This window comes from Citreimonas salinaria (assembly GCF_900107235.1).
GTDB lineage: Bacteria > Pseudomonadota > Alphaproteobacteria > Rhodobacterales > Rhodobacteraceae > Citreimonas > Citreimonas salinaria.
Map to the genome: position 1 here is coordinate 218,250 of NZ_FNPF01000001.1, position 19,162 is coordinate 237,411.

Below are 19,162 nucleotides of genomic sequence, written 5' to 3' on the forward strand. Positions count from 1 at the left end.
AGAACCGAGTGCATCGCCCCGTGGAAGCGTTCGCGCAGGCGGGCGCGATCGGATCTGTCGATGAACGAAACCATGCCGCGCTCATACAGGCTTTGCCCCCGGCCCGCAAGGCGCGGCGCAAAGCCGCAGGACGGCACCGTTTCGCCCGCGGGCGCGTTGAACGATGATCCGGACGCCGCGCTGCGGCGTAGACAGCATGACGTCCGCGCGCAGGACAGGGGAAAGTCGATGAACAGCCCACTCAACAGGCTCAACGCCGCGCTGATCGCGGTCCTTCTGGTCGCCGCCGTGGCGGTCGAGGCCCAGAACGACACAGCAAGCCCGGTCGCGCTGATGATCTCCGCGCCCTGACCCGGCCGGCCGTCGGGCCGCGACGCGCGCCGCGCTGCCACCCGTGACGGCACGTCGCGGGCTGACAAGCAGCCCCGGCGCCCACATAGTCCCGCGCAACCGGCCCGGCCCCGGGCCCACGTACGGGAGGCATCCATGACCGACGACATCGTCATCCTCGGCGGCGCGCGCACCGCCATCGGCACCTTCGGCGGCAGCCTCGCCGGCACCCCGCCGACCGACCTCGGCACCGCCGCCGCGAAGGCCGCGCTGGACCGCGCCGGCGTCGAGGGCGCGCAGATCGGTCACGTGGTCTTCGGCAACGTCATCAACACCGAGCCGCGGGACATGTACCTGTCCCGCGTCGCCGCGATGCAGGCCGGCGTGCCCGACAGCGTGCCGGCGATGAACGTCAACCGGCTCTGCGGCTCGGGCGCGCAGGCGATCATCTCGGGCGCGCAGGCGCTGATGCTGGGCGATGCCGACTTCGCGCTCGTCGGCGGCGCCGAGAACATGAGCCGCTCGCCCTTCATCGTCCCGGACCAGCGATTAGGCGCCAAGATGGGCGACGTGCGCGTGCTGGACATGATGCTGGGCACGCTGAACTGCCCCTTCGGCAGCGGCCACATGGGCGTGACCGCCGAGAACGTCTCGGCCGAGCACGAGATCACCCGCGAAGACCAGGACGCCTTCGCGCTGGAAAGCCAGCAGCGCGCCGCCCGCGCGATCGAGGAAGGGCGCTTCAAGGATCAGATCGTCCCGGTGCAGGTCAAGGTGAAGCGCGACATGGTCGAGTTCGCCAGCGACGAGCACCCCAAGGCCACCACCGCCGAGGCGCTGGCCGGCCTGAAGCCCGCCTTCAAGAAGGACGGCGGCGTCACCGCCGGCAATGCCAGCGGCATCAACGACGGCGCCGCGGCGCTGGTGCTGGCGCGGGCGGGCGCGGCCGACAAGGCAGGCCTGGCGCCCCGCGCCCGCATCCTCGGCTATGCCCATGCGGGCGTTCGCCCCGAGGTCATGGGCATCGGCCCGATCCCGGCGGTCCAGGCCCTTCTGGCCCGCACCGGGCTGTCGGTCGCCGATTTCGACGTGATCGAGAGCAACGAGGCCTTCGCCGCGCAGGCGATCGCGGTGAACAGGGGCCTCGGCCTCGACCCCGCGCGCGTGAACCCGAACGGCGGCGCGATCGCGCTGGGCCACCCGGTGGGGGCCACCGGCGCGATCATCACCGTCAAGGCGCTCTACGAACTCGAGCGCATCGGCGGCTCGAAGGCGCTGATCACCATGTGCATCGGCGGCGGCCAGGGCATCGCCCTCGCGATCGAACGGATCTGAGCACTGCCCTTCAAGGGACGGCGGGTGGGGCGATGCGGCGCAGCCGCGAGCGTCACCCGTCGTCCCGACCCTGCCCGAACACGCCGAATTCCTAACGGATCGTGAATCCGCCTCTGCAACCCATTGATTTCCTTAGGGCGAAGCCCTGTCCCACCGTGGGACATCTTCAATTCGTCCTTTAAGGCGCCATTCATCCGGCCCTGCCAATCTGTCGCGAACGCGAGGGAAGCGGCCGATGGAGTACGCCAGATTGCTCGCCGAGGAACGGCGCGCGCGGCTCGCCGCGGAACGCCTGCTCGAGCAGAAGCAGGCGCAGCTTCACGCCGCCAACCGCGAACTGGACCTCCACGCCCGCAACCTGTCGCGCCAGGTGACCGACACCCGCGCCGAGGTGGTTGAGGTCCGCTCCGAGCGCGAGCGCGCGGTCTCCCAGCTGGGCGAGGCAACCGAGAAGATCGAGGTCGTCGAAAGCCGGCTCTGGCAGGCGCTGAGCGCGATCCGCGACGGTTTCGCCATGTTCGACCAGGACGGCCGGATGGAACTGGCGAACCCAAGCTACCTCGCCCTCTTCGACGGCGTCGAAAGCATCAAACCCGGCGCGACCTACGACCACGTCATCGACGTCCTGCTCGAAGAGGGCATCGTCGACCCCGGCGACGAACCCGTCGACGCCTGGCGCGCCCGGATGCGCGCCCGCTGGACCCTCGATCCCATACCCGAGGTCACGCTGCGCCTGTGGAACGGCCGCTTCATCAAGATCAGCGACCGCCGCCGCCCCGAGGGCGGGATCGTCACGCTGGGCGTCGACATCACCGCCCTGATGCGCATGTGGTCCGCGGTCGAGGAACTGCCCGACGGCTTCGTCATGTTCGACGCCGACGACCGGCTCGTGATGTGCAACAGTCGCTTCCGCGAGCTCTATCCCGTCTCTGCGCCCGCCATGCAGCGCGGTGCCACGTTCGAGGAGATCCTGCTCTACGGGCTGGAGCGCGGGCAATTCGCCGATGCCGTCGGCCGCGAGGAAGAGTGGCTCGAAGAACGGCTGAACACCCACCGCCACGACCTAAAGACGGTCGAGCATCGCCTCGACGACGATCGCTGGATCCGCGTCTACGAACGCGCCACCCGCGAGGGCGGCCGGGTCGGGCTGCGGGTTGACATCACCCGGATCAAGCACGACCAGGCCCGGCTGGAAGAGGCCATGCTGCGCGCCGAGGCGGCCAACCGCGCGAAATCGGCCTTCCTCGCCAACATGAGCCACGAGATCCGTACGCCGATGAACGGCGTCGTCGGCATGGCCGATCTACTGCTGGACACCCCGCTGGACGACGACCAGCGCACCTTCGTCGACACGATCCGCAGCTCGGGCGAGGCGCTGCTGACGATCATCAACGACATCCTCGACTATTCCAAGATCGAGGCCGACCGCCTCGACCTCAACCCCGAGCCGTTCGACCTTGAACGCACGGTTCACGACGTGATGCAGCTTTTGCAGCCGGCCGCCTACGCGAAGGGGCTGACGCTGCTGGTCGATTACGACATGTTCCTGCCGGCGCGCTTCCACGGCGATCCCGGTCGCGTGCGCCAGATCCTGACGAACCTAGTGGGCAACGCGATCAAGTTCACCCACGAGGGCCGCGTGCTGGTGCGCGTGGTGGGCGTTCCGGACGGTGCGGGCGGGACAGCCGTCCACCTGACGGTCGAGGATACGGGCATCGGCATCGCCGCCGAGAAGATCGAGCACGTCTTCGGCGAGTTCAATCAGGTCGAGACCGATCGCAACCGCCAGTTCGAGGGCACCGGCCTTGGACTCGCCATCACCCGGCGCTTGGTCGAAATGATGAACGGCGAGATCTGGGTTGAGTCCGAAGTCGCGCGCGGCAGCTGCTTCGGCCTCGGCCTGCCGCTGACGGGGGTCGAGCCCACCGCGACCGTGGCGCCGCCCGCCCTGCCGGCAGGGGTGGGCCGGGCGCTGGTCGTCGCAACCGACGGCGAGGCGCGGGCCATCCTGCAAAAGCAACTGGAATCGCTGGGGACCAGCGTCACGTTCTGCGCAACCGGGGCCGAGGCGCTGGCGCTGCGAACGCCAGCGGAAGGCTTCGCCGTGATCGCGGACGCGCTGGAGGACATGACCGGCGCCGGCCTGATCGCCGCGATGGCCGCGTCGGGCCACCCCCTGCCCGCCATCCTGCTCTCCGGCCGGGCCGACGTCTCGCCCGCCGATTGCGGTGCACACGCCGTGCTGCGCCAGCCGGTGTCGCGCCCGGCACTTGCCGCGGCGGTAGAGAGCATCGGGCGCAACCTGCCTTCGCCGCCCGCACCGCGCGATGCCACCGCGCACGGGAAAGACACCCGCCCCCGCTTCGACGTCCTCGTGGCCGAGGACAACAAGACCAACCAACTGGTCCTCGCCAAGATGGTCGCCGGCTTCCCGCTGGACCTGCGCTTTGCCGACAACGGACTTGAGGCTGTCGAGGCGTTCCGCACCTGGCGGCCCGACCTGATCTTCATGGACATCTCGATGCCGCAGATGGACGGCAAGCAGGCCACCGCCGAAATCCGGCGCATAGAGGCCGAAGCCGGCGCCGATTCGGTTCCGATCATCGCGGTGACCGCGCACGCCATGGCCGGAGATCGCGACGCGATCCTGCAGGCCGGGTTGTCGGACTACCTGACCAAGCCGCTGCGCAAGGCACAACTGGCCGAAATGCTGAGGCTTTGGGCCGGGCCGGGTGCGGTTCAGACAGCCGGCCGGACGAAGACCGGCGCGTCCGGCGACGACATCTCGGCGCTCCAGGCATAGCCGCCCAGGTCGAAGTCGTGCAGGCTGTCGGGGTCGGTCAGGCGGTTCTGCACGATGAACCGGGCCATCGCGCCACGCGCCTTCTTGGCGTGGAAGCTGACGATCTTCGGCGTGCCGCCCTTGTCTTCCATGAAGCGTGGCGTGATCACCCGCAGCGACAGCGCCTTCTCGGGGACCGCGCCGAAATACTCCTGGCTGGCGCAGTTCACCAGCACGTCGGTTCCGACCGTCTCGGCCTGCGCATTCAGCGCCTTGGCCAGAGCGTTGCGCCAGTAGTCGTACAGGTTTCCGCCCCGCCGGGTCTTCAGGCGCGAGCCCATTTCCAACCGGTAGGGCTGGATCGCGTCGAGCGGGCGCAGCAGCCCATAGAGACCCGACAGGATGCGCAGGTGGTCCTGCGCCCAAGCCAGTTCGTCCGCTTTCAGCGACGTGGCCTCGAGTCCTTGGTAGGTATCGCCGGCAAAGGCCAGCGCGGCCGGTCTGGTGACGTCGGGCGACGGCGCCGGGTCGTAGGCGTGGAACCGGTCGCGGTTCAGCTTCGCCAAGTCGTCGGACAGGCCCATCAGGCCCTTCAGATCCCCCAGGCTGAGGTTGCGCGCGGTCTTGACCAGCCGGGCGGCATCCTCGGCGAAGGCGGGTTCCGTCGTCTCGACCGACCGCGCGGCCCAGTCCAGCCGCTTGGCCGGCGAAATCACCACGAGCATCGCTGTTCCCCTGCTTGCGGGCCGTCCCGCCGGCCCCATGAAGACTTCGGCCGCGATCTAGTCCGCCACACGCAGAACGTCCAGAAACGCCTGCCCGAAGCGGTCGACGCGGCGCTCGTCCAGAACGCGCGCGAGACCAGCCTCGTCGGTGGGTCGCATCTCGGCCAGCTTGGCCAGCTGTCCGGCCGAACAGCTTAGCGGCTTTTCCGTGCCGTCGGCGCCGCGAACATAGCCCGCCTGCGCCTCCATCAGCGCGTCGTAGATCCCGCCGGCGCCCTTGGCGGCCAGCTTTCGTCGCGCCGGGTGCGGCTGCTCGTGCGCGCCGGTGACGACGGACAGGAACTCGGCGCCGTAGCGCTCGAGTTTCTTCGCGCCGACGCCGTTGATCCGCGCCAGCGCGTCCAGGCTGTCCGGCTTGCGCTCGGCGATCTCGATCAGGGTGCGGTCGGGGAAGATCACGTAGGCGGGCACGCGCGCGGCCTCGGCCAAGGCACGGCGCTTGGCCTTCAGTGCCGACAGCAGCGGCGCGTCCTCGTCCGAGACCATGGCCCGGACGGCGGGGCGGCGGTCGGTCGCGCGGTCGACCAGGTCGTGGCGCAGGGCGATGGTCTGCTCGCCGCGCAGGATCGGCAGAGCGGCGTCAGTCATCACCAGCGCTCCGTGGCGTTCGCCGTCGGGCCGGATCAGGTCACGGCCCATCATCTGGCGGAACACGGCCTGCCATTGGCCGCGCTTGAGCGACTTGCCGACGCCGAAGGTGGGCAGCTTGTCGTGGCCGCGCTGGCTGACCTTGTCGGTCTCGTTGCCCAGCAGGATGTCGATCAAGTGCCCCGCGCCGAAATTCTCGCCGGTGCGCAGCGCGGCGGACAGTGCCATGCGCACTGCCTCAGTCCCGTCGAATGTCTTTGGCGGGGTGTCGCACAGGTCGCAATGGCCACAGGGCTCGGCCGCCTCGCCGAAATAGGCGAGCAGCACCTGCCGGCGGCAGCCCAGCGCCTCGGCCAGGCCCAGCAGCGCGTTCAGCCGGCCGTGATCGGCGGCACGGCGTTCCGGCGGAGCCAGCCCCTCGTCGATCTGCGACCGGCGCAGGCGGATGTCCTCGGGGCCGTAAAGCGTCATCGTTTCGGCCGGAGCACCGTCGCGCCCGGCGCGGCCGATCTCCTGATAGTAGGCCTCGATCGACTTCGGGAGGTCGGCGTGAGCGACCCAGCGGATGTCGGGCTTGTCCACGCCCATGCCGAAGGCGATCGTGGCGCAGACGATCAGACCGTCTTCGGTGGCGAAACGCTCTTCGACGGCGCGGCGGTCATCGGCCTCCATCCCGCCGTGGTAATGCGTCGCCTCGTGCCCGTCCTCGCGCAGCGCGCGGGCGATGCCTTCGGTCTTGGCGCGGGTGCCGCAGTATACGATGCCAGCCTGCCCGCGCCGGGCGTCGGCAAAGGCCATGATCTGCTTGCGCGGGCTGTCCTTGGGCTGGAACGCCAGGTGGATGTTGGGCCGGTCGAAGCCGCGCAGGAAGGTCTGCGGTGCATCGCCGCCGAACAGTCGGGTGACGATCTCGGCCTGGGTCTCGGCATCGGCGGTCGCGGTGAAGGCCGCCAGCGGGACGTCGAGCGCGCGGCGCAATTCGCCGATGCGCAGATAGTCGGGGCGGAAATCGTAACCCCACTGGCTGACGCAATGCGCCTCGTCCACGGCGATCAGCGACACGTTCGCCTGCGCCAGCATCCGCTGCGCCCCGCCCGATGCCAGCCGTTCCGGCGCGAGATACAACAGCTTGAGCGAGCCGTCTTGCAGCGCGCGGAACACGGCGTCGGTCTCTTCCTCGGTGTTGCCAGAGGTCAGCGCGCCGGCGGCAACGCCGGCCTCGCGCAACCCGCGGACCTGGTCGCGCATCAGCGCGATCAACGGCGAAATGACAACCGTCACGCCCTGCCGCATCAGAGCGGGAAGCTGGAAGCACAGCGACTTGCCGCCGCCGGTGGGCATGATGGCCAGCACGTTACGGCCCTGCGCCACGGCCTCGACGATCTCGCCCTGGCCCGGGCGGAAGGCGTCGAAGCCGAAGACGTCTTTCAGCATCACCTCGGCGGGCGCGACATCGCGGGGCATGGGGCCTGCTTCTACCATATATGACGACGCGACCCTTGTTTCACACAAGGGCTGGGTGGATCAAGGCTGACCACCCGTCGCCGCAGGCGCGCTGTGAAGCCGCGTTCAATAGCCGTAGAAGACCCCGGCGTTGTTCGCCAGGATGATGCGCAGCGCGTAGACGGCGATCAGTGCCACCAGCGGTGCAAGATCAAGCCCGCCCATCTGCGGCAGGATGCGCCGGATCGGCGCGTAGATCGGCTCGAGCAGTCGGCTGAGACCGTCCCAGATCTGCGCCACCAGCGGCTGGCGCAGGTTCAGCACCTGGAAGTTGATCAGCCAGCTCATGATGACGTGCGCGATGATGATGAACCACACGATATCGAGGATCAGCATCAGGATCTGGAACAGGGATTGCATGGGCGCCTCGTCGATTTCAATTGCGTCCACAGGTAAGGCCGCGCGCAGTCGGGGGCAAGCCTGACGCCATGTTCTGGTTGACGCGCGGTTTCCAGCGGGTCACCGACGCGGCGACCCAAATCCGGAGCGCTGCCGATGTATCCCTTCGTGCGTCTTTTCAAGGACGGACTTCTGGCCCGCCGGGCCGGCCCGCTGGACATGCTGGGCACGCACGTGTCGCACCACGTCTGCTGGCCGTGGGACCTGGACATGTGGGCCGAGCTGAACAACGGCCGCACGCTGACGATCTTCGACCTCGGGCGTATCCCGCTGGCGATCCGCACCGGGCTGGTGGCGGCGATGAAACGCGAGGGCTGGGGGCTGGCGATCGCCGGAACGGCCGTGCGCTACCGGCGCCGGGTGCGGGCCTTCGATCGGGTGAGCATGCGATCGCGCCTGATCGGGTGGGACCAGCGGTTCCTGTATATCGAGCAGGGGATGTTCCGCCCCGACGGTGAATGCACCGGCCACGCGGTCTTCCGCAGCGCGGTGACCGACGCGAACGGCATCGTCGCCCCCGGCCGCGTCTGTGCCGCGCTTGGCGTGGCCGAGACCTCCCCGCCGCTGCCCGACTGGGTTCAGTCCTGGCTGGCGGCCGAGGACATGCGCCCCTGGCCGCCGTTGCAGGACCAGGGCGAGGACCGCACCGGCCTTGCGGCGCAATAGATCCGCGATGCCCCTTGCCAAGCCCGCCGCCCGCGCGGTTTGATCCCGCCGGGGCCGGGACGGGCACACGGGGGCAGGCATGGTGGACACGAGTCAGGGCGGCATCTCGACGATCGCACCCCGGCGGCGCATATGGGGCTGGATGATGTACGACTGGGCCCAGCAGCCCTATGCCACGCTGGGCCTGACCTTCATCTTCGCGCCCTACTTCGCCTCGGTCGCGGCCGAGTATTTCGCCGCCGGCGACGTGCCAGACACCAATGCCCGCGCGCAGGCGCAAAGCCTGTGGGCATCGGCGCAGACGGTGTCGGGGCTGGTCATCGCCCTGTCCGCGCCGGTACTGGGCGCCTGGGCCGACGCCTCGGGGCGCAAGTTGCCGTGGATCTACGCGTTCTCCGGCATCACGGTGATCTGCGCCGCGCTGCTGTGGGGGCTGCAGCCCGACGGCACCGGGTTGATCCTGGCGCTGGTGGCGTTCTGGGTCGGCTTCACTGCGTCCGAGGCGGCGTTCAACCTCAACAACGCGATGCTACCGTCGCTGGGCACGCCCGAGCAGGTCGGCCGCATCTCGGGCGGGGCGGTGGCGTTCGGCTACTGGGGCGGGGTCGCTGCGCTCTTCATCATGCTGCTGTTCTTCGCCGAGAACGAGGGCGGCACAACGCTGATCGGCCTGCCGCCGGCTTTCGGTCTGGACCCGTCCGCGCGTGAAGGCACGCGCGCCGTCGGACCCTTCATCGCGATCTGGTTCGCGCTGTTCATGGTGCCCTACGTCCTGTGGTGCCGCGACCCGGCTGTGCCCCGCGTTGCCCGGCCGACGCTGCGGATGGTCTTCGCCGAGCTGCGCACCACGATCCGGGGTGCCGCGCACCGGCCCAGCTTCGCCAGCTTCCTGCTGGGGTCGATGTTCTACCGCGATGCGCTGACAGCGCTTTATGCCTATGGCGGAGTCTATGCCGCGCTGGTGCTGGACTGGGAAATCGTCCAAATCGGCGTCTTCGGGATCATCGCCGCCATCGCGGCGGCGGTGCTGTCCTGGGTCGGCGGCATCGCTGACCAGCGATACGGGCCGAAGCCGGTTATCCTGACCTGCATCTGGCTGCTGATCGCCGTCTGCGTCGTCATCGTGGGCATGAGCCGCGAGTCGCTGCTGGGCCTGCCGCTGGCGGCCGGATCGTCGGTGCCGGACGTGATCTTCTACATCTGCGGCGCGGTGATCGGCGGCACCGGCGGCGCGCTCTACTCCTCGTCGCGGTCGCTGATGGTGCGCCACATCGACCCGGGCAAGCCGGCGGAGGGCTTCGGCCTGTTCGCGCTGACGGGACGCGCGACCGCGTTCCTGGCGCCGGCGCTAATCACACTGGCGACCGCCTGGACCCAAAGCAACCAGCTGGGGTTTGTCCCCGTAATCCTGCTTTTCGCGCTGGGGTTGTTTCTGCTACGGTGGACCGATCCCGCAGGAGACCGCATTCGATGATCCGCCCCGCCTTTCTCGGCCTTGCGCTGGCTCTTGCCGCCTGCGGGTCCGCCCCCCGCGTGCCCGAAACGGTTGCCCCGCTGGACCCGGTGCTGTCCACGCGCGAGGCCAAGCAGATGTTCGGCACGATGCCCTCCGCGTCGGACCAGCGCGCGACGCCCATCGGCAGTTACTCCAAGGGCTGCCTGGCCGGGGCCGAGGAATTGCCGGAGAGCGGCCCGACCTGGCAGGCGATGCGGCTGTCGCGCAACCGCAACTGGGGGCATCCGGAGTTGATCGACTACCTTGGCGACCTGTCGCGCACCGCCGCGCGCCAGCCGGGCTGGAACGGGATTTACATCGGCGACATCAGCCAGCCGCGCGGCGGCCCGATGCTGACCGGCCATGCCAGCCACCAGATCGGGCTGGATGCGGACATCTGGATGCTGCCCGCCACCGACCTTTCGCTGTCGCGCGCCGAGCGGGAAAACATCTCGTCGATCTCGCTGCAGCGCGCCAACGGCGCCTACACCAACGACAATTGGACCCGCCAGCACCACGAGATCATGAAGGCGGCGGCCAGCGATCCGCGGGTTGCGCGCATATTCGTCTTCCCCGCCGCCAAGGTCCGCATGTGCGCCGAGGAGACCGGCGACCGCGACTGGCTGCGCAAAATCCGCCCGTGGTACGGGCATCACTACCACTTCCACGTGCGCCTGAACTGCCCGCGCGGCGCCGAGGGCTGCGTGGACCAAGCCCCGCCGCCTCCGGGTGACGGCTGCGCCGACGCAAAGGCTTGGGTGAACAACATCCTGAATCCGCCGCCGATCGATCCCGACGCGCCGCCGCCCGCACCGAAGCGTGAATTGACCATGGCCGACCTGCCGCGCCAATGCGCGGCGGTGCTTGCCGCCGACTGAACAGCCGGACGACCATGCCCCTGTCCCTCGCGCGCCTGCGACCGGCGCTTCTTGTTCTGCTGCTGGCATCTGGCGGAATCGGCCTTGCCGCGCTGGCCCAGGACCGGTCCGCGGCGGAGCACCTGCAGACTGCCGTCTGGCCACGCGACCAGCACGGGCTGGGCGGTTTTTCGGGCCTGACGGTATCCGAGGATGGTGCGCGATTTCTGGCGATCACCGACCGCGGCCACCGTGTCGAAGGCGTGCTGCACCGCGAGGCTGGCCGCATCACTGAAATCCGCGACCTCTCGGCGCACCGACTGCGCAACACGGACGGTCAGATCACGAAGGTGAGGGAGATCGACGCCGAGGGGCTTGCAGTCGCGCAGGACGGCACGGTGTACGTCTCGCTGGAGGGCGAGCACCGCATCTGGACCTACCCGCCCGGGCAGGACACCGCCCGCGCCGTCCCGACGCCCGCCGCCTTCGCCCGATTTTCGGACAACCGCGGGCTCGAGGCGCTGGCCATCGACGGTGACGGCACCCTTTTCGCGATCCCGGAGCAGTCCGAACGCTGGATGGGCGACTTCGCCGTGTGGCGCCGCACCGAATCCGGCTGGGATGACCACCTGACCGTGCCGCGCCGGGGCGTCTTCTTTCTGCCCGTGGGCGCCGATATCGGCCCGGACGGCCAGCTGTACGTGCTGGAACGCGCGTTCATGGGCATCGGATTCCGCAGCCGCGTGCGCCGCTTTTCGGTCGGCCCGGACGGGCTCGGCGAAGAGATCGTCCTGCTGGTCTCGCCGCTGCGGCGGCACGACAATCTGGAAGGGCTCTCGGTCTGGCGGGACGAAAGCGGCGCGATCCGGCTGACCATGATCTCGGACGACAACGAGAACCTGCTGCAGAAGACCCAGCTGGTCGAATATCGTCTGCCCAACACGCTTGCGCGGAGCGATGACAGTGGCTAAGGCGCGCAGGTCCGACAGGTTGTCGGGCCAAGTTCCCGCAAGCTTGCAAAAACGGGTCCTCCTATGACACGCGCGCATCTTCCCGGCGTTCTTGCCATGGCTGCCATCGTGCTGGCCTCCAACGTCCTCGTCCAGTTCCTGTTCGGCCAGTGGCTGACCTGGGGGGCGTTCACCTATCCCCTCGCCTTCCTGGTCACCGACCTGATGAACCGGCTTTACGGGCCACAGGCGGCGCGCAAGATCGTCTTCGCGGGTTTCCTCGTCGGGGTTCTGTGCTCGTTGATCGGCACGCAGATCACGCTGCAGGGCGACGGCTACACCTATCCGGCGGTCACGCTGCGCGTCGCCATCGGGTCGGGCGTCGCATTCCTCACGGCGCAACTGCTGGACGTGTCGATTTTCGACCGGCTGCGCGACCGCCGCTGGTGGGCCGCGCCGCTGGCGTCGTCTCTTGTCGGCTCGTCCGTCGACACGGCGCTGTTCTTCACCATCGCGTTTTCCGGGGCGCTGAGCGCGATCGAGCCGGGGAACGACGTCTCGTGGGCGGGCGAATTGTTGCCGCTGCTGGGCGTGGGGCCGATCGTGCCGCTCTGGGTGTCGCTGGGGGTGGCCGACTGGATGGTCAAGCTGGTTCTGGCGCTCGTGGCCTTGGTCCCGTTCCGCCTGATCGTTGCGCGGGCACGCGGGGCGCAGGCCGCGTGCCCGCGCAATTGACGCAAGATAACGCTTTGAGAATGCGCCGGCCCGTGGCAGCCTGATGTTGTGTTTCAACAACGAAAGGAGGTGATCCAGTGTCTAGAGAAGCATTGGAGAAAGGTGTCGGAACAAATCGGGGGATTGCGGTCCAGGGCTAACCCACGGATCAGATGACCGATTTGGCAGGAGCCACTCCGGCACCCGCCTCCGAGTTCTCGAAGGGTCGTCCGTGAGGGCGACCCTTTTCCGTTCCGTCCTCCGGCGCCGACAGGATCCCCTTTCCCGCGCCGCCCGATGCTCTAAGGTCGGGCCATGCTCAGGATCACGCCGACCATCGCCATCGAGGATTGGGAACTGACCGAACAGTTCATCCGATCCTCGGGACCGGGCGGGCAGAACGTGAACAAGGTTTCCTCCGCGGTCGAGCTTCGGTTCGAGGCAGATCGCTCGCCCAACCTGCCGGGGCCGGTCAAGGCGCGGCTGCGACGGCTGGCCGGGCGGCGCTGGACCAAGGAGGGGGCGCTGGTCCTGCAGGTCGACGAGACACGCAGCCAGGCCCGCAACCGCGAGATTGCGCGCGACCGGCTGGCCGAACTGATCCTGAAGGCGACTGAGAAGCCCAAGCGCCGCATTCCGACCAAGCCCTCGTTGGGGGCGAAGAAACGCCGCCTGAAGGCCAAGAAGGTGCGGGGCGAGGTCAAGGCGATGCGCGGTGCGGTCGATCCCGACGCCTGACGCGCGACCAGCACAATGCCGTGTTCGAATTAACCGGCACCCTCACTCCCGTACCTCGGACGACCAGCGCCGCGCCAGCGGCGGAGGTACCTGAGCCACCGGCCGCAGGCGGGTGGCGAGGCATCTGCGCGCTTGCGCGCTCCGCGTTGCAATCGCCAAAATCCAGGCATCCGCTTCAGAAGCGTTCCAGCAACCGTTCGAGATATTCCAGCTCGGCCGTTGGCCGCTCTGCATCGCCGGTCCGCCGGCGGATCTCGTCCAGCAATTCACGCGCGCGGCGATAGACGTCCTCGCCCTGCAGCAGGCCTTCGTCCGTTCCGGTCTGGCCGCTCGTACCGGCGTTGCGGCCAAGAGGATCGCGCCGCTCGCCCGGATTGCCGCCCTCGGCCATGCCCTGTTGGCCTTCGCCGCCCTGCTGTTGTTGAGCCATCGCCTCACCGAGGCTGCGCATGCCTTCGCGCAGCGCCTCCATCGCCTCGGACTGCTCGGAGATCGCGCCCGGCAGGTCGCCGTCGCGGAGCGCCTTTTCGGCGCCGTCCATCGCCTCTTCGGCCCTGCCAAGCGCCTCGGCGGCTTCGTCGCCTTCCTCGGTGCCCTGTCCCGGCAGGTTGCGCCGCTGGCGCGACAGCTCGTCCCGCAACGCGCGCTGCCGCTCGGCGAGGCTTTCGTCGAGTGACTGGCCATTCCCGGACTGTCCCTGTCCCTGCCCGGGCTGCTGACCCTGACCCGGCTGGCCCTGCCCTTGCCCCTGACCTTGCTGCTGGCCTTGGCCCTGCTGACCTTGCTGACCCTGCTGGCCGGGGTTGAACTGCTCCTGCAGGTCACGGAAGGCCTCGTCGGACAGGCCCTGCTGCTCACGCAGTGTCTCGGACAGCCCCTCCATGGCCTGCTCGCCGGGGCTTTGCCCCTGCCCGCCCTGGCCTTCGGTGACCTGCATGTTTTCCATCATCTGGCGCAGCTGCTCCAGTGCTTCCTGCGCCTCGGCCATGCGGCCCTGTTTCATCAACTCCTGGATCCGGTCCATCATGCGCTGAAGGTCGTTCTGCGACATCTCCATCATGTTCTGCGGATCGCCCTGGGCGGTGTCGCCGTTCTGTTCGCGCTCGCGCTGCTGTTCGCGGGCCAGCTGCCGCATGTAATCGTCGGTGGCCTCGCGCAGCTCCTGCATCAGCTCGGCGATCTCGGCGTCCGAGGCGCCGTTGCGCATCGCTTCCTGCAGCCGTTCCTGCGCGCGTTCCATGCGTTCGCGGGCATCTTCCAGATCACCTTCTTCCAGCTCCAGCGCCAGATCCCACAGCGCCTGCGCCAGGTCCGCCTGCTGCTGGTCCGTCAAACCTTCGGGGACGGCCTGTTCGAGGCTGGCAAGAATCCCTCGCAGCGTCTCGGCCTGCGCTTCGTCCCGGAACAAGGCGTCCGGGCGGTGCAGGATCGTGCGCATGATCTGCGCAACGTCACGCGCGTTCTGCCGGTTCCACAGCAGCGCCTGGCGCTGCTCGACCAGGGCCGAGGCCACCGGGTCGAAGAAATTGCGGCCGGGCAGATCCAGCACCTCGACCTGCGACAGGGCCCTCTGCCCGCGATCGTCCTCGACTTCCAGCTCGAGCCGCACCGGCAGGTTCGCCCACGGGTGCAGCGAGTAGTTCTCGACCAGCATCTCGGAGAAGTCCGAACGGTCGCCCGCCACCGGCATCGGCAGCGGCACCTCGAGGTCGGGGTGCGCCTCGGGCTCGATCTCGCGGCCGTAGCGACGGTCGACCTCGTCCAGCGCCAGGGTGAAGCGTGCCAGTCCCGCGACCACGCCGTGATCGTCGGTGGCGGTGAAGGGGATGCTGCTTTCGCCCTCGTAGGTGGTCTCGATCTCGCCGTCTCGCGCCACCGCGGGCGCCTGATCGGGGATCATCGCGACCTGCCAGACGCGGCCGCCCTGCCCGTCGATCGCCAGTTCGCCGGACCGCACGACCTCGAATTCCTGCGCCGTCTCTTCGCTGGCGCCGCCGGTGTTCGAGACGTCCTCGGTCACGCTCAGCGCGCCGACCTCGCCATACATGCGCAGGGTGATCTGCGCGCCCTCGGGCACGTCCAGCCCCGGCGCCGTGATGTCGTTGAGGTAGACCGACGGCAGCGCGGTGTAGGCCGGCGGCTCCATCCAGCCTTCCCACGCAGGGCCCTGCGCCAGGTCCGGACCGCCGGCGCCCATCGTCGTAACCGACTGCACCCGCATAAGAGAGCCGAACAGGATCGCCACCGACAGCGCGAGCAGTGCGACGTAGCGCAGCGCGAACGGGTCCGAACGCGCGACGCGCAGGTCCGGCTCGACCGCGCGGGCACTGGCCAGCCGCTCGCGCATGCGCTGCTGGTGCGCGCGCCAGACCGCCAGCGACGCCGTGTCCGTGGCCCCAACCGCCTGCCGGTCGAGCGCCGCCTGGATCGGATGGCCCTTCAGCGAATTGTCGAGCCGCGCCAGCGCGGCCTCTTCGGGCGGCAGGCGGAACCGCCGCACGCCGTAGACCAGCGCCCAGAGAGCCAGAACCGCGACCAGAAGACCCGCCGCCCAGACCCATTCCACCGCGACAAGGTCCTGCAGGCCCAGCATCAGCGCGGCCAGCGTGCCGATAATCACGGACCATAAGGGCCAGAACGCCCGCGCTCCGCGCTCGGCGGTCATGCCTAGCCGCGTCAGCCGCAGGGGCCAGCGGATCTGTCCTAGAATCGTCGCGGGATCGGTGTCGTTCTGCGCCAATACATCGCTCCTGGCCGGGTCGTGCCGGAGGCACGCGCTTTAGGATGGCCGCGGAGGCGCGCCCCTACAACCATTCGGGGATGGTATCGCGTGCAATGATATCGTCAAAGGAAGGACGCGCCCTTATGACCGAGAATTGATCGCCGTTCACCAGGACCTCGGGCACCAGGGGCCGCGTGTTGTACTCGCTGGCCATAACCGCGCCATAGGCACCGGCCGAGCGGAAAGCCACCAGATCGCCCGCCCCGACGGGCGGCATCTGGCGCGCCTTCGCGAAGGTGTCGCCGGATTCGCAGACCGGGCCAACGATGTCGAATGGCCGTGTCTCGGCCGCAGGGGCGGGTTCGAGCACCGGGTCGATGTCGTGATACGCGTCGTACATCGCCGGGCGGATCAGGTCGTTCATCGCGCTGTCGAGGATCAGGAAATCGCGCCCCTCGCCTTCCTTCACGTAGATCACCTTCGACACGAGGATGCCCGCGTTACCGACGATCAGGCGCCCCGGCTCAATCTCGATCTCGCAGCCCAGGTGTCCGACGGTGCGGCGGATCAGGTCACCGTAATCGGACGGAAGCGGCGGCGCCTCGTTGCTGCGGGTGTAGGGGATGCCCAGGCCCCCGCCCAGGTCCAGCCGGTCGATCGCATGGCCGTCGGCGCGCAAGGTTTCGGTCAGATCGGCGACCTTGCGATAGGCGGCCTCGAACGGCGAGAGGTCAGTCAGCTGGCTGCCGATATGCACGTCGATCCCGACCACGCGCAGGCCCGGCAGGCGGGCGGCCAGCGCATAAACCTCCCGCGCGCGGGCGATCGGAATGCCGAACTTGTTCTCGGACTTGCCGGTGGCAATCTTGGCGTGGGTCTTGGCGTCGACGTCCGGGTTCACGCGGATGGTGATCGGCACCGTCATGTTCATCGACGCCGCGATGTCCGAGATCGCCTGCATCTCGGGCTCGGACTCGACGTTGAACTGGCGGATGCCGCCCTCGAGCGCGGCGCGGATTTCGGCGCCGGTCTTGCCCACGCCCGAGAAGACGATGCGGTCGCCCGGAACGCCGGCGGCCTTGGCGCGGGCGTATTCGCCGCCCGAGACCACGTCCATGCCGGCCCCCTCGGCCGCAAGGGTCCGCAGGATCGCCTGGTTCGAGGCTGCCTTCATCGCGTAGCACACCAGGTGCGGCCCCCAGGCCAGCGCCTCGTCGAACAGGCGGAAATGGCGCAGCAAGGTGGCCGTGGAATAAACGTAGAAGGGCGTGCCCACAGCAGAGGCGATCTCGGGCACGGAGACGTCCTCGGCGTGCAGCACGCCGTCGCGGTAAAGGAAATGGTCCAACAATATCTCCGCGTCGCAGGGGCTGGGCCCGCTTACCGCAGCGGCGGCGCGGTTTCCAGCGCCACGCGGTCGCGGGTCAGGAGGGGCGGGATCGCAGGAACAGGTACAGCGGCAGGCCGCAGCTGACGCCGATGCAGTAGATCGCCGGGATCGCCAGCAACCCGCGCCAGTGCTTGCGGCGGACCGTCTCGGCCACGATCCAGATCGTCAGGGTGATCGCGGCGATGGTCAGGTCCCAGACCAGGCCGGTGGTGCTGGCGTTTACATACCATGCGTCGATCAGGGCGGACAGGCTCCAGCCGCTGGCGGACAGATAGGTCGCGAACCAGTACATAGGATGCACCGCCCCCCATACTGCCAGCGCCAGCCACAGCCAGCGCAGCATCTACAGCGCCACGCCCAGCGTGAACGGCCCCTGGCGGACCCGCACCGCGGTTGACATGCCGACGCCCTTGTTGCTGAGCGTCACGGTCGAGCTTGCCTCGGGGCGGATCGGCTCTCCGTCGGCGCCGCAGGCCGCCAGCGCAAGCAGCGCGAGGATCAGGAGCGGCCTCATGCCAGCGCCTCCTTCCAGCTAGCGACCTGCTCGCGCACGCGCGCAGGCGCGGTGCCGCCGAAGCTGGTGCGCGAGGCGACCGAGTTGTGGACCCCCAGCACGTCGAACACGGTTTCGTCGATGGCTTCGTGCACGGCCTTCATCTCCTCGAGGGTTAGGTCGGGCAAGTCGCAGCCCTTCGCCTCGGCCCTGGCGACCAGCGTGCCGGTCACGTGGTGCGCATCGCGGAACGGTAGCCCGGTTTCGCGCACCAGCCAATCGGCAAGGTCGGTCGCGGTCGAAAACCCGTGTGCTGCGGCGGATTCCAGCGCCGGGACATTTGCCTTCATGTCGCCGGCCATGCCCTCCATCGCGGCGAGCGCCAGCAGCCAATTGTCGGCGGCGTCGAAGACCTGTTCCTTGTCCTCCTGCATGTCCTTGGAATAGGCCAGCGGCAGGCCCTTCATCACCATCATCAGCGCCACGTTGGCGCCGAAGATGCGTCCGATCTTGGCGCGGATCAGCTCGGCCGCGTCGGGGTTCTTCTTCTGCGGCATGATGGACGATCCGGTGCTGAACTTGTCCGACAGCGTGACGAACCGGAACTGCGCGCTCGACCAGATCACCAGCTCCTCGGCGAGGCGGCTGAGGTGCATCGCACTGATCGAGGCGACGCTCAGGAATTCCAGCGCGAAATCCCGCGCCGACACGGCGTCGAGGCTGTTGGCCATCGGGCGGTCGAAGCCCAGCGCCTCGGCGGTCATGTGCCGGTCGATCGGAAATCCGGTGCCGGCCAGCGCGGCGGCCCCCAGCGGGCTTTCGTTCATCCGCTTGCGCGCGTCGCGCACGCGGTCGCGGTCGCGGCCGAACATCTCGACATAGGCCAGCATGTGGTGCCCCCAGGTGACCGGCTGCGCAGTCTGCAGGTGGGTGAAGCCCGGCATGACCCAGTCGGCGCCCGCCTCGGCCTGCGCGACCAGCGCGCGCATAAGCGCCGTCAGGCCAGCATCAGCGGCGTCGAGCTGATCGCGTACCCAGAGCCGGAAATCCGTCGCCACCTGGTCGTTGCGCGACCGGCCCGTGTGCAGACGGCCCGCCGGATCGCCTATGACCTCTTTCAGGCGCGCCTCGACGTTCATGTGGATGTCTTCCAGTGCGGTCGAGAACTGGAACGTTCCGCCCTCGATCTCTGACAGCACCGTGAGCAGGCCTTCCCGGATCGCGCTCGCGTCGCTATCTGTCACGATGCCTTGTGCCGCGAGCATCGCGGCATGGGCCCTCGACCCGGCGATGTCCTGCGCCGCGAGCCGTTTGTCGAAGCCGATCGAGGCGTTGATCGCCTCCATGATCGCATCCGGCGCGTCGGCGAAGCGACCGCCCCACATCTGGTTCGAGGAAGAGCTGGACATGGGTAA

Annotated in this window: 17 protein-coding genes; 9 read left to right on the forward strand and 8 right to left on the reverse strand. The window is 68.7% G+C overall.

Translation table 11 applies throughout. The features are described from left to right. The first annotated feature begins 228 nt into the window (after window positions 1–228). The 3 genes from BLW27_RS21895 (at window position 229) to BLW27_RS01040 (ending at window position 4,468) form a co-directional block, all read left to right on the forward strand. On the forward strand, window positions 229–351 hold the full coding sequence (locus BLW27_RS21895) for a hypothetical protein (RefSeq protein ID WP_281242695.1): 123 nt from the start codon (window positions 229–231) through the stop codon (window positions 349–351). 135 nt (window positions 352–486) lie between these two features. Further along, window positions 487–1,665 (forward strand): acetyl-CoA C-acyltransferase family protein, encoded by a 1,179-nt coding sequence (locus BLW27_RS01035; protein ID WP_089877886.1) that lies wholly within the window; start codon window positions 487–489, stop codon window positions 1,663–1,665. Between the two features lie 235 nt (window positions 1,666–1,900). Then, window positions 1,901–4,468, forward strand: a complete 2,568-nt coding sequence (locus BLW27_RS01040) for a PAS-domain containing protein (RefSeq protein ID WP_089877889.1) — start codon at window positions 1,901–1,903, stop codon at window positions 4,466–4,468. On the opposite strand, the gene yaaA is transcribed toward BLW27_RS01040, so the two are convergent. From yaaA to BLW27_RS01055, 3 genes are all read right to left on the reverse strand, one after another. Further along, a complete protein-coding gene (yaaA, locus tag BLW27_RS01045) occupies window positions 4,405–5,172 on the reverse strand; it encodes a peroxide stress protein YaaA (RefSeq protein ID WP_089877892.1) in 768 nt (255 codons plus the stop codon). The genes BLW27_RS01040 and yaaA overlap by 64 nt on opposite strands. Window positions 5,173–5,229: 57 nt before the next feature. Continuing rightward, window positions 5,230–7,284: a DNA helicase RecQ gene (recQ, locus tag BLW27_RS01050; protein WP_089877895.1), complete on the reverse strand. Its 2,055-nt coding sequence runs from the start codon at window positions 7,282–7,284 to the stop codon at window positions 5,230–5,232. Window positions 7,285–7,389: 105 nt separating this feature from the next. Then, the gene (locus BLW27_RS01055) at window positions 7,390–7,683 is read right to left on the reverse strand and encodes a YggT family protein (protein WP_089877898.1); all 294 of its coding nucleotides are present in this window, start codon (window positions 7,681–7,683) and stop codon (window positions 7,390–7,392) included. Between the two features lie 135 nt (window positions 7,684–7,818). Here BLW27_RS01055 and BLW27_RS01060 point away from each other — a divergent pair, with 135 nt between their 5' ends. From BLW27_RS01060 to arfB, 6 genes are all read left to right on the forward strand, one after another. Beyond that, complete coding sequence (locus tag BLW27_RS01060) at window positions 7,819–8,388, forward strand: acyl-CoA thioesterase (protein ID WP_089877900.1); 570 nt, start codon at window positions 7,819–7,821, stop codon at window positions 8,386–8,388. A gap of 79 nt (window positions 8,389–8,467) precedes the next feature. Beyond that, window positions 8,468–9,862 carry an MFS transporter gene (locus BLW27_RS01065; protein ID WP_089877902.1) on the forward strand — a complete coding sequence of 465 codons (1,395 nt, stop codon included), beginning with the start codon at window positions 8,468–8,470 and terminating at the stop codon, window positions 9,860–9,862. Next, complete coding sequence (gene mepA / locus BLW27_RS01070) at window positions 9,859–10,761, forward strand: penicillin-insensitive murein endopeptidase (protein WP_089877905.1); 903 nt, start codon at window positions 9,859–9,861, stop codon at window positions 10,759–10,761. Before BLW27_RS01065 ends, mepA begins: the two co-directional genes overlap by 4 nt. Before the next feature lie 14 nt (window positions 10,762–10,775). After that, entirely contained in the window at window positions 10,776–11,711 is a 936-nt protein-coding gene (locus BLW27_RS01075) for an esterase-like activity of phytase family protein (protein WP_177177791.1), read from the forward strand. A 63-nt stretch (window positions 11,712–11,774) separates the two neighbouring features. Next, entirely contained in the window at window positions 11,775–12,425 is a 651-nt protein-coding gene (locus tag BLW27_RS01080) for a queuosine precursor transporter (RefSeq protein WP_089877910.1), read from the forward strand. Between the two features lie 294 nt (window positions 12,426–12,719). Next, entirely contained in the window at window positions 12,720–13,142 is a 423-nt protein-coding gene (arfB, locus tag BLW27_RS01085; RefSeq protein ID WP_089877913.1) for an alternative ribosome rescue aminoacyl-tRNA hydrolase ArfB, read from the forward strand. A 175-nt stretch (window positions 13,143–13,317) separates the two neighbouring features. On the opposite strand, the gene BLW27_RS01090 is transcribed toward arfB, so the two are convergent. From BLW27_RS01090 to argH, 5 genes are all read right to left on the reverse strand, one after another. Beyond that, the gene (locus BLW27_RS01090; RefSeq protein WP_342708028.1) at window positions 13,318–15,882 is read right to left on the reverse strand and encodes a DUF4175 domain-containing protein; all 2,565 of its coding nucleotides are present in this window, start codon (window positions 15,880–15,882) and stop codon (window positions 13,318–13,320) included. 64 nt (window positions 15,883–15,946) lie between these two features. After that, a complete protein-coding gene (gene lysA / locus BLW27_RS01095) occupies window positions 15,947–17,212 on the reverse strand; it encodes a diaminopimelate decarboxylase (protein WP_089877915.1) in 1,266 nt (421 codons plus the stop codon). Between the two features lie 76 nt (window positions 17,213–17,288). Then, on the reverse strand, window positions 17,289–17,597 hold the full coding sequence (locus BLW27_RS01100) for a DUF2834 domain-containing protein (RefSeq protein WP_089877918.1): 309 nt from the start codon (window positions 17,595–17,597) through the stop codon (window positions 17,289–17,291). Next, window positions 17,598–17,768, reverse strand: a complete 171-nt coding sequence (locus BLW27_RS21100) for a hypothetical protein (protein ID WP_177177792.1) — start codon at window positions 17,766–17,768, stop codon at window positions 17,598–17,600. Next, a complete protein-coding gene (gene argH, locus BLW27_RS01105; RefSeq protein WP_089877921.1) occupies window positions 17,765–19,156 on the reverse strand; it encodes an argininosuccinate lyase in 1,392 nt (463 codons plus the stop codon). Before argH ends, BLW27_RS21100 begins: the two co-directional genes overlap by 4 nt. Window positions 19,157–19,162: the final 6 nt, after the last annotated feature.

Bases quoted from the DNA above. Each gene is read 5' to 3' on its own strand.
- BLW27_RS21895 (WP_281242695.1), top strand. From the start codon at position 229: ATGAACAGCCCACTCAACAGGCTCAACGCCGCGCTGATCGCGGTCCTT.
- BLW27_RS01035 (WP_089877886.1), top strand. From the start codon at position 487: ATGACCGACGACATCGTCATCCTCGGCGGCGCGCGCACCGCCATCGGC.
- BLW27_RS01040 (WP_089877889.1), top strand. From the start codon at position 1,901: ATGGAGTACGCCAGATTGCTCGCCGAGGAACGGCGCGCGCGGCTCGCC.
- yaaA (WP_089877892.1), bottom strand. From the start codon at position 5,172: ATGCTCGTGGTGATTTCGCCGGCCAAGCGGCTGGACTGGGCCGCGCGG.
- recQ (WP_089877895.1), bottom strand. From the start codon at position 7,284: ATGCCCCGCGATGTCGCGCCCGCCGAGGTGATGCTGAAAGACGTCTTC.
- BLW27_RS01055 (WP_089877898.1), bottom strand. From the start codon at position 7,683: ATGCAATCCCTGTTCCAGATCCTGATGCTGATCCTCGATATCGTGTGG.
- BLW27_RS01060 (WP_089877900.1), top strand. From the start codon at position 7,819: ATGTATCCCTTCGTGCGTCTTTTCAAGGACGGACTTCTGGCCCGCCGG.
- BLW27_RS01065 (WP_089877902.1), top strand. From the start codon at position 8,468: ATGGTGGACACGAGTCAGGGCGGCATCTCGACGATCGCACCCCGGCGG.
- mepA (WP_089877905.1), top strand. From the start codon at position 9,859: ATGATCCGCCCCGCCTTTCTCGGCCTTGCGCTGGCTCTTGCCGCCTGC.
- BLW27_RS01075 (WP_177177791.1), top strand. From the start codon at position 10,776: ATGCCCCTGTCCCTCGCGCGCCTGCGACCGGCGCTTCTTGTTCTGCTG.
- BLW27_RS01080 (WP_089877910.1), top strand. From the start codon at position 11,775: ATGACACGCGCGCATCTTCCCGGCGTTCTTGCCATGGCTGCCATCGTG.
- arfB (WP_089877913.1), top strand. From the start codon at position 12,720: ATGCTCAGGATCACGCCGACCATCGCCATCGAGGATTGGGAACTGACC.
- BLW27_RS01100 (WP_089877918.1), bottom strand. From the start codon at position 17,597: ATGCTGCGCTGGCTGTGGCTGGCGCTGGCAGTATGGGGGGCGGTGCAT.
- BLW27_RS21100 (WP_177177792.1), bottom strand. From the start codon at position 17,768: ATGAGGCCGCTCCTGATCCTCGCGCTGCTTGCGCTGGCGGCCTGCGGC.
- argH (WP_089877921.1), bottom strand. From the start codon at position 19,156: ATGTCCAGCTCTTCCTCGAACCAGATGTGGGGCGGTCGCTTCGCCGAC.